Source organism: Frankia sp. CgKIO3 (assembly GCF_977946435.1).
This window is the reverse complement of record NZ_CDWTMO010000002.1, coordinates 58886-72250: the sequence shown is the minus strand read 5'-3', so window position 1 is coordinate 72250 and position 13365 is coordinate 58886. Positions and strand designations below refer to the sequence as shown.

Here is a 13365-nt window from a genome sequence, read left to right as displayed (position 1 = left end):
GCCTGAGTTCAAGAAGATGATGGCACGTATCCGCGAGCGCCACGACGTCGACTACGTCATCTTCTACTCGCTGTCGCGCATGCACCGGAACTGGGCCGAGAACGGTATCACCCTCGCTATGCTGCGCGAACTCAATGTCACCATGATCTCCGCGACCGAGAAGTTCGACGACACCCCGCTCGGCGAAGCCATGCACGGATTCCTCGCGGTGTTCAACGGCTTCCAGTCCCGCGCCAACGGCGAAGACATCCGCTACAAAATGGGCGAGAAGGCCCGCCACGGCGGCACCATCGGCCAAGCTCCCCTCGGCTACCTCAACGTCCGGGAGAAATTCGAGGGCCGCGAGATCCGTACGATCGCCGTCGACCCGGTGCGGGCGCCGCTCATCCGACTGGCTTTCGAGCTGTACGCCACCGGAAAATACAACTTCCACTCGCTACGCAAAGCACTCACCGAGGCGGGGCTACGCACCCGGCCCACCCCTATGCGGCCCGAACGCCCGGTATCGATCCACAAAATCGGCGACATGCTACGCGACCGCTACTACCTCGGTTTTGTCAGCTACCAGGGAACCGAAGTCACAGGCCGCCACCCAGCCATCATCGACCAAGACCTGTTCGACCGGGTACAGAAGGTCTTGATCGCCGACCGCGGCGCCGGCACCCGCCAGCGGACCTATAACCACTACCTCAAGGGCGTCGTCTGGTGCGGTCACTGCGAACGGCGCCTGATCATCTCCGGCGCGAAGAACCGTCACGGCATGCAGTACTTCTACTACATCTGCCGTGGACGGCAGGACGGCACCTGCGACCTCCCCTACTTCAAAGTCGAGGATGTCGAGGAGGCAGTACTGCGGCACTACTGCCACGTGCGAGTGCCAGACGACGTACAGCAGCACCTACACGCCACCATGCAGGACGCCGTCAGCAACGGCGAGGACAATGCCCGGCAACTCCGGACACAGCACACCAGGCGGCTGAAGGACCTCGACCGGCAGGAAGACCGCTACCTCGACCTCGTCGGCGATCCTGACTGGCCCAGAGAGAAGATCACCTCACGGCTGCGGGCCATCCGCGAGGAGCGGACCAAGATCAAGCGGCAGCTTGACAACACCGAGGCCGAGCTTGAGGTCGGCTACCAGATCGTCACCGGAATGCTCGACCTCCTGGCCGACCCGCAGGAGCTGTACCGGACGTCAAACAAGCGCACCCGCAGCGTGCTCAACCGGGCGATTTTTACGAAACTGTTCCTCGACACGGACGGCAACGGCCCGCTGGTCGTCGCCGACGAGCTGACCGAGCCGTTCGAGACGGTGGTGTACCTACGGCGGGAGGCACGTGCCGAGCTTGCAACACCGACAGGTTCCAGCGTCGTAGAGCCTTCCGCCGAGACCGATGAAGCGCCTGCCGACGACGGACGCGAGACCACGGACCGGCTACGCCGCCGCTTCGCGCTGGCGTCTGCGCGCTACGAGCGCCGAGACGACAGCGGCGCCCTCCTTACGGAGGACGCCACAATCTATGAAATTGTCACCGTTTCGGGCTTGCTCGACTACTCTCTGTGTAGAGCGGGTTCGAGTAAGACCGAAATGGTGGAGGTGAGGGGACTCGAACCCCTGGCCTCCTCCGTGCGAGGGAGGCGCTCTACCAGGCTGAGCTACACCCCCTGGAAGCATCTGAAGCTTACAGGACCGCGTAGCCCATGTGACGACCACCCCGGTTCGGGTGGATCGCCGCCTCCGGCCGGCCGTCAGCTGATGCTGATGCCCTCCTTGCCCCGAGCCCTCGACCGGGCGGCCGGCACGGCGACCTCCCGGGCGAGATCTGGCTGGATGCGCTCTGACAGGGCGAGGCCGGACCGCGTGACGGTGGCCATCAACCGGTCGAACAGGGGGGCTGCGGCGGCTGGCCGGAGCAGCCCCGCCTCATGGCCGCACCATCCCCACACGCGAGTGCCGTCGATGACAAGCTCCTGGTCCGGCTCGGTGCCCCGAGGGAAGGCCAGCCGAGCGTCGGTCGGAACATCCGCCGTGTCGAGCGGGTGGTGCGTCCACAGTTGCAGGGACTCCTCCGGGCACCACGCCTTGTCCCGGACGGCTATCTGCCATACCGCCGGTCCGGGCCGGTACAGGGCGAGCCGGATCGCCGTTCCCCGGCAACGGAACAGCAGACCGACCCCGTCGGGACGAACACCTCGTACCTCGACGGGTACCGGGGAGCTCCCCGGGCAGACGAGGTATCCCTCGCTCCGCAACCGGGCCATCCACGACTCGAAGGTCACAGCGAACGCTGCCTTCCTGATAGTTCTCGATAGCTACACAGTGATTGCGTGATGATTGCGTAGTAGTTGCGCGGGTCTGGGAAGTCCCAGCGGGGGATCGGCCGGTCGGGACCGGACCAGCCGCCAAGGCCGGACCAGCCCGGCTGACCCTGGCGGCACGGCCACAGGTGACCGGGGCGGGTAGCGGGCTGGCACGCGACGGGAGAAGACGGAGACGGCGCGACCTGGCTCATCCGGCGGAGCGCATAGCTCAGCCGGTCATCCGGGAGCGCGCACGGAGCACTCCGGCGAACGACCCGGCCAGGGGCAGGACGGGAGTCCGGGAATACGGATGATCGACAGCTGCTTCACCCCGGGAGCAAAAAGATCACTCGTTCAGGTCTGGCACCGAGCCCCGAGGCCCCTCGCGCCCAGAACGGTCCCTGAGTTACAGGACCGGTGCGCTCGTCGCGCGTGCGGCGAGCCTCAGTGGACGCGAGGGCTGGGACAACACCGACAGCGCCCTGGACAACAGACCTCTCGCCACGCCCAGTGAGGGGCGGAGCCGGGCTGCCAACGGAGCGTCACACCTTTATTATGCACGGCATCCCGGCCGGGCGTCGGAGCGCAAGTGGTCGCCGGAGATCGGTTCAGGAGCATGCGGACACGGTGATTCCGACTGTCCGGAGCGTCTCGACGATCTTTGCACCGCACGCCGCGAACCGTGTATCGCTCGGATCGGGGCAGGTGCCCCGGGACGGTGTGGGTCGGTATCCCGGCGACTAATCGGGGAACGACGACCACAGGACGATGTCCGGTCCGGACGGCGAGCACGAGGAGCCCGCCCGGCCGGCACGAGGAGGTTGTCGTGATCTTCGATAGTCGGGAGGAGGCCGGCCGGCAGCTCGGGCAGCGGCTGGCGCATCTACGCGGCCGTGACGTCGTTGTCGTCGGGCTGCCCCGCGGGGGCATTCCTGTCGCGTTCGAGGTGGCGCGGGCGCTGGAGGCCCCGCTGGATGTCATCCTCGTCCGCAAGCTCGGTGTCCCCTTCCAGCCTGAGCTCGCGATGGGTGCCATCGCCGAGGGTGGGGTGCGGGTCGTTAACGAGGAGGCCCGGCGGCTGGCTAACGTGGGGCTGGACGAGTTCGCCGCGGTTCAGGCGCGCGAGTTGGTGGAGCTTGATCGTCGGGCCCGGCGGTTCCGGAACGGCCGGCCGAGGATCCCGCTCGCCGGGCGGACGGTGGTCGTGGTGGACGACGGGATCGCGACCGGCTCGACGGCCTCTGCCGCGTGCCAGGTCGTGCGGGCCCAGGGAGCCACCCACGTGGTGCTGGCGACCCCCGTTGCCCCCCGTGACCGGATCGGCTGGCTGCGCCGGCAGGCAGACGAGGTGGTCTGCGTCCAGACGCCCGACGTCTTCTTCGGTATCGGCGAGTTCTACGCGGACTTCTCCCAGACACCGGACGAGGAGGTCGTCGACCTGCTGCGCCGGGCCGCGCTGACGATGCCGGTCGGCGGCGCGGTAGCCGACCCGTCCGGCGGCGATGTCGAGGTCGACATCCCCGTCGGTCGAGTGCGGCTCGCCGGTCGGCTCACCGTGCCCGACCAGTCCCGGGGAGCGGTCGTCTTCGCTCACGGCAGCGGCAGCAGCCGGCACAGCCCACGTAACCAGTTCGTGGCCCGCGACCTCAATGCCGCGGGGCTCGCGACCCTGCTGTTCGACCTGCTCACCCCGGACGAGGAGCGTGACCGGGCGAACGTGTTCGACATCGGGCTGCTTGCCCGGCGGCTGATCGACGTGACCGGTTGGCTGCGCGGCCAACCGGCGACGGCTGCCCTCCCCATTGGTTACTTCGGCGCCAGCACCGGTGCCGCCGCGGCGCTGCGGGCCGCCGCGGAAGGGGGGTTCCCCGTCGCGGCCGTCGTGTCGCGGGGCGGCCGACCGGACTTGGCCGCGGCGCAGCTGACCGCGGTACGCGCCCCGACGTTGCTCATCGTCGGTGCGCGGGACGATCTGGTCCTCGAGCTGAACCGGCAGGCCCAGGCCCGACTGCTGGGCTGCGAGAACCGGCTGGCGATCGTCCCGGGCGCCACGCACCTGTTCGCCGAGCCGGGTGCCCTGGAGCAGGCGGCCGCGCTTGCGCGTGACTGGTTCGTCGATCACCTGGCGTTGGCCGGCCATCCCGGTCGCGCCTGACCGGGTACTGACCTGACTTCCGCGCGACGCCGGGCGATGCGTGCCCACCCGGGCGACACTCTGGTGGTCCACCGTCACACCACCCGGCAGCCGGACCGACTCGGCGAGGTCTTCGAGGTGCGCTCGGCGGCGGGGGATCCGCCGTTTGCGGTCCGCTGGTCCGACACGGGGCACGTCAGCTTCGTCTACCCGGGTCCGGATGCCGAGATCCGTCACCGCGGCGAGGAGGCACGCAGCGGGGCCGGCTGAGCAGCCCGGATCAGTCCTGGTCGACGACCCGCCCCGCATCGAGGGCGAGGGTGCGGTCGGCGAGAACCTCGGCGTCCGTGGGATCGTGCGTGACGATGAGCACCGGAGCCGCCAGTGTCGGTAGCACATTGTGCAGGAAGGACCTGACCTCGCGGCGGGTCGCGGTGTCGAGCGCGGCGAGCGGTTCGTCGAGCAGCAGCAGTCCGGGCCCCGGCGCCAGCGCCCGCGCGAGCGCCACCCGTTGCCCCTGGCCGCCGGACAGGGCATCCGGTCGTCGGTCGCCGAGATGGCCGATCCCGAACCGTTCCAGCCAGGTGTCCGCGGACGCCCGGGCGTGCCGCCGGCCCTGGCCGAGGCGGGCCCGCAGGCCGAAGGCGATGTTGTCGCGGGCCCGCAGGTGTGGGAACAGCAGGTAGTCCTGGAAGACCATGCCGACCGGCCGCTGTTCGGACGGGACGAAACGGTGCTCGGCCGGGTTGTCGAGAACCTCGCCGCCGAGGGTGATCCGGCCCTCGTCGAGCGGGAGGAGGCCGGCCAGGACCCGCAGCAGCGTGCTCTTGCCCGCCCCGCTGCGGCCGAGGACGGCGACCGTCTCCCCCCGTGCCACGCTGACCTTGACGTCGAGCACGAACTGGCCCTGTCGCACTGTCATCAGCGCGCTGAGCCCGGCTGACGCCGGATCCAGGCCGGGGGCGGGGGGCGCCGCCCGCGCCGAATCTCCGGGGACGGTGTTCACGGGATGCCCCGCGTTCACGGGATGCCCCGCTCGAGCGCCTTCGGGGCGGCGTCACGCGTTCCCCGGTTGCGTAAAATCCGCCGGGCGCCGGGGAACCAGCGGCCCCGCAGTGCCACCAGAACTCCGACGCAGACCGCGAGCAGTACGAGTGACAGCGCGATGGCTGTGTCCGAGTCCGTCTCCAGCGCCAGGTAGACCGCGAGCGGCGTGGTCCGGGTGGTCCCGGGGAAGTTGCCGGCGAACGTGATCGTGGCCCCGAACTCGCCGAGGGCGCGAGCCCAGCACAGCGCCGCGCCGGCGGCCACCGCCGGCGCCGTCATCGGCATGGTGACTCGGCGAAACGTCATCCACGGCCCGGCACCGAGGGTGGCGGCGGCGTCCTCGAACCGCCGATCGGCGCTGTTCAGCGCGCCCTCGACGGACACGATGAGGAACGGCATGGCCACGAAGATCTGCGCGATCACCACGCCGACGCTGGTGAACGGGATGGTGATGCCGAACCAGCCATCGAGGTACTGGCCGACGACGCCGCGCCGACCCAGCACCAGAAGCAGGGCCACGCCGCCGACCACTGGCGGCAGCACGAGCGGGAGGGTGACCAGGGCGCGCAACAGGGACCGGCCGGGAAAACGGGTGCGGGCCAGCAGCCAGGCCAGGGGGACACCGAACAGCAGCGACAGCGCGGTTGTGGCGGTGGCCGTCTCCACTGATAGGAGGAGGGCCTGCCGGACCGCGGTCTCGGTGAGCAGATCGGGCAGGGCGGACCAGGGGGCGCGGACGAGCAGGCCGACGAGCGGCAGGAGCAGGAACAGGCCAGCGATCCCGGCCGGCACCAGCAGCGCCCAGGACATCCGGCGGCGCGTTTCCCGGCGAACCGTGCGGCGCGGACGTCCGCCGGTCCGCGGGTCACCCGGCCGGGGCGCCCGATCGCGCAGGCTGAACCGGCCGTGCGAGCTGAACCGGCCGTGCGGGCCGACGGCCCGTTGCTCCGGCTGACCCCTTCGAAGGAGCGAACCGCCGCGGACCGACACGGCGGGCAGGCCCTTCTCGCTGATCGGGATCAACGACGCTCGGGTAGCTCGATGACGACGTTGGTCGACTTCACCGCGCCGACCGCGAGGACGCCGGCTTCCAGCCCGAGTTCGTCGGCGGCCTCCCGGCTCATGAGCGAGACCAGGCGATGCGGGCCGGCCTGGATCTCGACCTGGGCCATCACCGCGTCGCGCACCACGCGGGTGATAATGCCGGGGAAGCGGTTACGCGCGGATTCGGCGACGACCGGTGTCTGGGCGGCGGTCTGCTCGGTCGCCAGATCCTTGGCGAATCCGGCCAGGGTGCCGCCTTCGATCGCCCGGCGGCCGGCGTCGTCTAGGACGGTTGGCAGTCGGCCGCTGTCCGCCCACCGGCGGATGGTGTCGTCACTGACACCGAGCAGCGCGGCGGCCTCGCTGATCCGGAATCTCGGCATGGGGTGATCGTACCCGAATCTTCGGGAGAGTCGCGACGTATGATCCGAAATTACGGTGAAATTACATAAAAATATCCGCTCATGCGGGTCAGGCGGCGAGGTGGTCGGATTGACGGGACCGTGTCCTCGACCGACCCGATGCCGGCCGGATGATCGGTTGGCGCATCACGATCTGGTCCGGCGGGGCACGATGCGGAGGTTGCCCCTCTCGGCCCGACTCGCCACTCCTGGAGCACCCGTGACACCGCCCGCTTCCAAACCGACCGTCACCGCCACCACGTCCTACGGCGACCTGGTCGCCGGCCCCGTGCGGATCAACGCGCGCGCTGCTCGTGACGGGTGATCGGGTGCTGCTCGCCAACGAGCGTGGCCAGAAGTCGTTCCACTTGCCAGGAGGCCGGGTCGAGCCGGGAGAGACCGTGCAGACGGCGCTGCGCCGGCTGCTGAACGAGCAGGCCGGGATTGAACTGGACTACCTGACGTTCGTGGGCGGTATCCAGAACATCTCGATCGAACGCGGTGAGCGGATGGGGGTGCTCGACGTCGTCTTCGCCGCTGACCGGTCGTGGGGCGCCGACTTTGGGAGCAGGCTGAATGATTTCGATATCGTCTCGGTGTCCCTTGGGAGCCTGCTCGACCTGGAACTAAGGCCCGCCAACCTGCGCCGACTGGTCCCCGGCTGGCTCACCAACACCCGTCCGGCCTGGTACGAGTCGGCCAGCCGCTGACCGTAGGCGCGCATCCTCGCATTCGCACGGTTGACCTCATCTCGACTTCAGGTTCTAGCGCCCGCACGCCCGCATGCCCGCGGGTCGGAATGCGGCCGGATGAAGGAGCCAGGCGACCCGCGCCACAGCCCCGTGACAGGCCCGATCCGGTGACGAACCACCCTGGCCCCGGATCCCTTGGGTACATTCGCCCGGTGTTCTCTCGACGCCGACCCTGGCCGTCGCGGTCCGCATCGGGCGCTGCATCGCGCGATGGTTACCGCTGTTTCCGTCGTCACCGCCGGACGGGGTGACAACGGCATGGTCGTCATCGGGGTGACGGGCCACCGGGGGCTTTCCGACGGGCAGGACGAATACACGGCCGGCGAGATGCGCCGGGTGCTGGCGCCTCTCGCCGCGGCCGGGTTGACCGGGATCAGCTGCCTGGCCGAGGGAGCGGACACTATCTTCGCCGACGTGGTCCTCGAACTTGGGGGCCGGCTCATTGTCATGATACCCGCGGCCGGTTACCGGGACTTTCAACCCGCTGCGCATCGGCGCGACTACGATCGGCTGCTCGGCCGCGCCACCGAGATACGCAGCCAGGACCGGGCGAAGCCCGATCTGCCCAGCCTGATGTCGGCGAGCCGCCTTCTGGTCGACGCATCCGACCAGGTCCTCGCGGTGTGGGACGGTCTGCCGGCGTGTGGCTTCGGGGGTACGGCGGACGTCGTCTCCTACGCGCGCTGGCGACGCAAACCCCTCCAGATCATCTGGCCCGACGGTGCCGTGCGGGCGGGGGTGACCTCCGTCGCCGGTTCGAGCGAACGACAGCGGTAACCGTCAGAGGCCGCCGCGGGGCTGGGGACTACCGCGGGGCCAACGTCACGACGTCCACCTGCACCGGGGCGAGACTCCTCCTGGCCGGAGCCGGAGCCGGAGCCGTCGTGGCCGGTGGCCGGGTGGCGGCCGGCCGGGTCGTTGCCGGCTGGGTCGGGGGCTTGGTCGCCGTGGACGTCACGGAAGCTCCGCTGGCGGTTGTTGCCGCGCGGGTGGTCCGGCCACCGGCGGCCGGGGTGCCGGTGGCCGGGGTCCTGGCCTCGATCGGCCCGGCAGCCACTCCTTCCGCCGCTGCGGACGGCTTGGTCGGCACCGGCGGGGCGGCGGCGAGAACGGGCGGCGCCTGGTGCGCCGGCGGGGAGGCCGCCGGCACCGGGCCGCCAGAGGAACGCCCCGGCGGCGCGGATCTGCCACCCGCCGCGAGGCGCAGGGTGTTCAGGGCGAAGTCCTCCGCCGCCAGGTCGTTCTGCTGTTCCTCTTTGGTCGGGCCGAGGACGGATCCGCCGCCGAGGGTGCTGGGCCCACCTGAGCCGGGTTCGTCCACGGCGGGGCTGCCTGACGCGGCGGGCCGGGGGGCGGCCGGTGCCCGCACGGCCGGGCGGCCCTCGCGGGATCCGGACCGGCCGCTGCTCGGAGTGTCCACGGTGCCGCCGTCGTCCGGCTGTGACTCGTGCAACGGAGCACGCGCACCCGTGGTCACGTCGTCGGGCGAGGAGTTGAGCCCCGCGGCGGTGGCTGCGGCCGCCACCGCTGCCACCGCAGCCACCGCGAATGCGGCGACCGGGCGCATCCGGGACCGGCGAGCGCGAACGAGCGAGTCCACCGGCAGGCGTTCTACCCGTGGCTCGGCTGCCCGCCTCGCTGATGTGGATCCCACCGATGCCGCTCGTCCGGCCTCCGCTCGTCCGGACTCCGGACGAGCGGAGGCCGGACGGCGGTCCGGGGGCGGGAGCTCCGGCGGTGGCAGTGTCGGGAGCGGTGGCAGCGCCCGGGCGGCCATCGGGTCCGGGACACTCCGGGTGGGGCTCGGTGCCCGCCGACCGGTGCTGTGCCGCCCGCCCGTGGCCGTCCTGAGGGGAGCCCTTCCGAGGGGAGCCGTCCGGGTCGGTGGTCGAGGATCGGTAGGCTCAGGCCGCGGATCCGCGCCTGTCGTCGCGGCGCCCGCCCGCCGTGAGCCGTGGCGGCCTGCGGGCCACGGCCCCACGCCGCTCGGGTCGACTGCGGCTTCGATCCGGAGAGCAGCGCCAGCAGCTCGGCGGTGTCGGGCAGAGAGGCCCCGTCGGCCTGTCGCACACGGGCGAGCGCCCGCCGCACCCCCTGGCCGATGGGAGCCGTGTGCTCCGACCGGTCGGAGCGGCGTCGCCCGGCCCGGGCCGCGGGTTCGACGGACCCGCTGGGCTTTCCCGTCGCGGCCAGATCGACGATCCCGGCCCACGCGACGATGTCGGCGGCGGGGCCATCCCAGCCACTCGCCGCGGGGCCGTAGCCATAGCCGGGCACGTAGCCGGGGCTGTTGGGGGGAGGCCGCAGGTGGCCGGAGCGCCCGGCGACGACGTGCGGCGTCCCGGGCGCCGTCCCTCCGGCCGAGCCGGCCGCGGGGGACAGCAGCAGTGGTCGCAGGGCCGCCGCGACACCCAGGTCGACCAGCCGCGGCCCGGTAACAGAGAGCACGATATCCGTTGCTGTCAGGTCGCCGAGTGCGCCGACCGTGCGGTGCGCCGCATCGATGGTCTCCAACAGGGTCCGGGCGAGGCGGTCGATCTCGTCCGAGGACAGCGGTCCGCGTTCGGTGAGCTCGCGGGCCAGGGTCGGGCCCCCGACGAACTCCGTGACCACGTATGGCCGCTCGGCGTCGGGCGCGGCGTCGAGCACCCCGCAGGTGTGTGCCCCGGCCAGCACGCGAGCGCGGTCGATCGCCGCCGCGAACCGGGCCCGCATGTCCGCGCGCAGGGCGTTGCCCGGGTGCAGCGCGCGGATCGCGACCTGCGCGCCTCCGACAGCACGGCTCAGATAGACGATGCCGGTGATGCCGGCGTCCAGCCGACCGAGCAGCTGGTAGGGCCCGAGTGAGGTGGGCTCGCCCACGGCGAGCGGCGCGACGTGACGAGGTAGCCGAGCGGTCATGGTGATGATGCCCCGAATGCGGCTCGTGGACGGTCAGCGACGTTTATTCGCTCCGACGGTAGCTACTCCAGTCGTGTCCGTGAAGGCCGCTACGCATCCTTCTTCGCACTTCTTCGTATCCGCAGCGAATTCGGCATCCGCCGGACGCCGGCGGGCACCGGGCGCGAGCACAGTGATCATCGTCGGCGGAACATTGGTCGGCTGTTCCCCGGTCGGCTATTTCCCGGCCAACCGATGATCGGCCAACCGATCATCGGTTGGCCGGGGGCTCCGGCGCGTACGCGACGGCGATTCCGTCGAGAAGCCATTTCAGCGCCTGCTCGAAGCGCGGCACCGTGTATCCGCAGCCGAGGGCGGCGAGGGCGCGCAGCCGTGGGTACTCCTTCTCGGCGGTCTGCGCGTCCTCGGTGGTCTGCGCGCGGTTGAGGACCTGGACGGAGAAAACCGGTCCCGCCATCGGGACACCGGGGCGATCCTGGGAGTCGGCCGCCGGAGGCCGTCGGCGGTCGAAATCCTCATCCTCCCGGTCGCCGAGTTCGCGCAGCGTGCAGCCGACCACCAGATCATTAAGCGAGTGGATGATGCGCAGCTGGTCCTGCGGATCATCGGTGATCTTCGAGGCTACGGTCAGGCACTGCTCGATGTGCCGCAGCTTGTTGGGACCGAAATCCCGGCGGATGCCGATCCGAAGGGCCCAGGGATGTTCCTGGAAGGACCGCCTCGCGCGCCGGGCGATCTGGGTGAGGCCGTCCCGCCAGTCCTCGGGAACCTCGTCCAGCAGATGCCCAGCCAGGAACGCGTCCCACATCAGGCCGGTCAGTTCGTTCTTGTCCCGGACGTGGTGGTAGAGCGTCATCGTCCCGACGCCCAGATGTGCGGCGATCCGCCGCATCGACACCGCCGTGAGCCCCTCCGCGTCGGCGATCTCCATCGCGGCCAGGGCCAGCCGTTCACCGCTCAGCGGCGTCCGGCATCCCGGTGGGGTGGACACCCGTCCCATCGGCTTCCCCTGGGATCGCCCCGGGGCCGCACTCGGCGGCGCCGCCATCGCCACTCACCTCCTGGCAGGACGCCTCCTGGCAGGACGCACAGGCTGCCGTTTTGGCGTTGGTACATCGTACGGCGTAGGGTTGGCTCACTGCTCGTACGGTGTACGAAGACTGGAGTTGTATGAAGGCTGGGGTTAGAGGTATCGGGTGATGACAGGTTCGGATGAGGGCGGTTCGGACGAGGGTGGTGCCGTGGTCGGCAGGACCGCCGGTACCGGGGCGGGTGCCTCGCCGGGAGGTGGCGCACCGCCGGGCCGGGGGATTCCGGGCTGGGCCGTGCTGGCCGTCTGCTGCCTGGCCCAGTTCATGGTCGTTCTGGACATTTCGATCGTGAACGTCGCGCTGCCGTCGATGCAGACCGATCTCGGGATGACGGCGAGCGGCTTGCAGTGGGTGGTCAACGCCTACACGATCGCGTTCGCGGGTCTGCTGCTCTTCGGCGGCCGGGCGGCAGACCTGTTCGGTCGCCGCCGGGTGTTCGTGGCCGGGCTGGCGCTGTTCACCCTGGCGAGCCTCGGCGGTGGTTTTGCGCGGACCGAGGCGCAGCTCATCGTCGCCCGGGCCGTGCAGGGGCTGGGCGGGGCCGTGCTCGCCCCGGCGACGCTGACCCTGTTGATGATCTCCTTCGCCGAGGGGTGGGAGCGGATCCGGGCGTTGGGCGCGTGGGGCGCCACCGCGGCCAGCGGCGGGGCGCTCGGCGCGATCGTCGGCGGTGCGCTGACCGAGGTCGCGAACTGGCGGTGGGTGCTGTTCGTCAATGTGCCGATCGGGGTGGCGCTCCTCGTGGCCGTCCGGCTCGTGCTTGTCGAGTCGCGGGGCCAGTTGAGCCGGCTGCGTGATCTTGACATTCCCGGCACGGTGACCGTCACCGGGGGCCTGGTGCTGTCGGTCTACGGCATCGTCCGCACCGAGAGTTCCTCCTGGACGTCCCCGGTCACGCTCGGGATGCTGGCCGGGGCGGTAGTGCTCCTTGCCGCGTTCGTGGTCGTCGAGGTCACGACCCCCGCCCCGCTGGTGCCGCTGAGCATCTTCCGCTACCCCGGGCTCGCCGCAGCGAACGCGGTCGCCGCCTTCCTCGGCGCCGCGATGTTCACGATCCTCTTTTTCCTCACCCTCTTCCTCCAGCAGGCTCAGGGTTACAGCCCGCTGCGCACCGGGGTGGCCATGCTCCCGATACCACTTATGGTCATCATTGCCTCGCGGATCGTCACCCGGATGATCGGGCGGCTCGGTCCGCGTCCGATCATCGTGTTCGGTCTCATGAGCGGAACGGCAGGTCTGCTCTGGCTGTCGACGATCACCCGGGACGGCTCGTACTGGGTGCACGTGTTCGGCCCGGTCCTGATCATCGGGTTGGGGGTGGGCTCTGTCATGGTCGCGATGGTCGCCGCGGCCACGGCGGGCGTGCCGATGCGCCTGGCGGGCCTCGCGTCCGGTTTGATCAATACCAGCCGCCAGATCGGCGCGGCGATCGGCCTCGCCGCGGTGTCGACGATCGCGACCAGGTATACCGACGGCCGTCTCAGGCACGGGGCCGCGCGGCTCAACGCGCTGGCCTCCGGCTACTCCCTCGGGCTGTTCATCGGCGGCTGCGTCCTCGCCGCCGGGATCCTGGCCGCGCTGCTGCTGCCCCGTGTCCGGCGGCCCGAGCCGGAGCCGGCCCTCGGCGCGGCGGAGAAGACCGCGTCCGGGGCCTCGGACGACGAGGACCAGGCACTCGCGGAGGTCTGATCCAT

General features: G+C 70.6%; 12 protein-coding genes, 1 tRNA gene and 1 pseudogene. 6 read left to right on the top strand and 8 right to left on the bottom strand.

All coding sequences use genetic code 11. The annotated features are described in order from the left end of the window. Positions 1-16: 16 nt before the first annotated feature. Positions 17-802 (top strand): annotated as a pseudogene (locus tag AC08OJ_RS00760) (recombinase family protein); the annotation flags it as partial. A 787-nt stretch (positions 803-1589) separates the two neighbouring features. Here AC08OJ_RS00760 and AC08OJ_RS00755 read toward each other — a convergent pair. Together AC08OJ_RS00755 and AC08OJ_RS00750 are read right to left on the bottom strand one after the other, a co-directional pair. After that, positions 1590-1666, bottom strand: a tRNA-Ala gene (locus tag AC08OJ_RS00755). A gap of 83 nt (positions 1667-1749) precedes the next feature. Further along, positions 1750-2280 (bottom strand): hypothetical protein, encoded by a 531-nt coding sequence (locus tag AC08OJ_RS00750; RefSeq protein ID WP_476591958.1) that lies wholly within the window; start codon positions 2278-2280, stop codon positions 1750-1752. An 847-nt stretch (positions 2281-3127) separates the two neighbouring features. Here AC08OJ_RS00750 and AC08OJ_RS00745 point away from each other — a divergent pair. Then, positions 3128-4456, top strand: a complete 1329-nt coding sequence (locus AC08OJ_RS00745; protein WP_476591957.1) for a phosphoribosyltransferase family protein — start codon at positions 3128-3130, stop codon at positions 4454-4456. A 36-nt stretch (positions 4457-4492) separates the two neighbouring features. Continuing rightward, positions 4493-4705, top strand: a complete 213-nt coding sequence (locus AC08OJ_RS00740; protein WP_462187797.1) for a DUF1918 domain-containing protein — start codon at positions 4493-4495, stop codon at positions 4703-4705. Positions 4706-4715: 10 nt separating this feature from the next. Here AC08OJ_RS00740 and AC08OJ_RS00735 read toward each other — a convergent pair whose 3' ends face one another. Genes AC08OJ_RS00735 through AC08OJ_RS00725 form a run of 3 tightly spaced genes read right to left on the bottom strand, consistent with a single transcriptional unit; the run spans position 4716 to position 6909 of the window. Further along, positions 4716-5441, bottom strand: a complete 726-nt coding sequence (locus AC08OJ_RS00735; RefSeq protein ID WP_476591956.1) for an ABC transporter ATP-binding protein — start codon at positions 5439-5441, stop codon at positions 4716-4718. Positions 5442-5455: 14 nt separating this feature from the next. After that, positions 5456-6472 carry an ABC transporter permease gene (locus tag AC08OJ_RS00730; protein ID WP_476594843.1) on the bottom strand — a complete coding sequence of 339 codons (1017 nt, stop codon included), beginning with the start codon at positions 6470-6472 and terminating at the stop codon, positions 5456-5458. Positions 6473-6501: 29 nt separating this feature from the next. Continuing rightward, positions 6502-6909 (bottom strand): TOBE domain-containing protein, encoded by a 408-nt coding sequence (locus tag AC08OJ_RS00725; protein ID WP_462187801.1) that lies wholly within the window; start codon positions 6907-6909, stop codon positions 6502-6504. A gap of 332 nt (positions 6910-7241) precedes the next feature. Between AC08OJ_RS00725 and AC08OJ_RS00720 the strand changes: the two genes are divergently transcribed. Next, a complete protein-coding gene (locus AC08OJ_RS00720) occupies positions 7242-7637 on the top strand; it encodes an NUDIX hydrolase (RefSeq protein ID WP_476594837.1) in 396 nt (131 codons plus the stop codon). 252 nt (positions 7638-7889) lie between these two features. Further along, entirely contained in the window at positions 7890-8456 is a 567-nt protein-coding gene (locus tag AC08OJ_RS00715) for a hypothetical protein (RefSeq protein ID WP_476591954.1), read from the top strand. A gap of 28 nt (positions 8457-8484) precedes the next feature. Here the strand turns inward: AC08OJ_RS00715 and AC08OJ_RS00710 are convergent, their stop codons facing one another. From AC08OJ_RS00710 to AC08OJ_RS00700, 3 genes are all read right to left on the bottom strand, one after another. After that, positions 8485-9279: a hypothetical protein gene (locus AC08OJ_RS00710; protein WP_476591953.1), complete on the bottom strand. Its 795-nt coding sequence runs from the start codon at positions 9277-9279 to the stop codon at positions 8485-8487. Between the two features lie 11 nt (positions 9280-9290). Further along, complete coding sequence (locus AC08OJ_RS00705; protein WP_476594836.1) at positions 9291-10580, bottom strand: hypothetical protein; 1290 nt, start codon at positions 10578-10580, stop codon at positions 9291-9293. A 250-nt stretch (positions 10581-10830) separates the two neighbouring features. Next, on the bottom strand, positions 10831-11580 hold the full coding sequence (locus tag AC08OJ_RS00700; protein ID WP_476591951.1) for a TetR/AcrR family transcriptional regulator: 750 nt from the start codon (positions 11578-11580) through the stop codon (positions 10831-10833). A 199-nt stretch (positions 11581-11779) separates the two neighbouring features. On the opposite strand from AC08OJ_RS00700, the gene AC08OJ_RS00695 reads away from it, so the two are divergent. After that, positions 11780-13360 carry an MFS transporter gene (locus AC08OJ_RS00695; RefSeq protein ID WP_476594835.1) on the top strand — a complete coding sequence of 527 codons (1581 nt, stop codon included), beginning with the start codon at positions 11780-11782 and terminating at the stop codon, positions 13358-13360. The last annotated feature ends 5 nt before the right edge of the window (positions 13361-13365 follow it).

Bases quoted from the DNA above. Each gene is read 5' to 3' on its own strand.
- AC08OJ_RS00695 (WP_476594835.1), top strand. From the start codon at position 11,780: ATGACAGGTTCGGATGAGGGCGGTTCGGACGAGGGTGGTGCCGTGGTC.
- AC08OJ_RS00700 (WP_476591951.1), bottom strand. From the start codon at position 11,580: ATGGGACGGGTGTCCACCCCACCGGGATGCCGGACGCCGCTGAGCGGT.
- AC08OJ_RS00740 (WP_462187797.1), top strand. From the start codon at position 4,493: ATGCGTGCCCACCCGGGCGACACTCTGGTGGTCCACCGTCACACCACC.
- AC08OJ_RS00715 (WP_476591954.1), top strand. From the start codon at position 7,890: ATGGTTACCGCTGTTTCCGTCGTCACCGCCGGACGGGGTGACAACGGC.
- AC08OJ_RS00705 (WP_476594836.1), bottom strand. From the start codon at position 10,580: ATGACCGCTCGGCTACCTCGTCACGTCGCGCCGCTCGCCGTGGGCGAG.
- AC08OJ_RS00725 (WP_462187801.1), bottom strand. From the start codon at position 6,909: ATGCCGAGATTCCGGATCAGCGAGGCCGCCGCGCTGCTCGGTGTCAGT.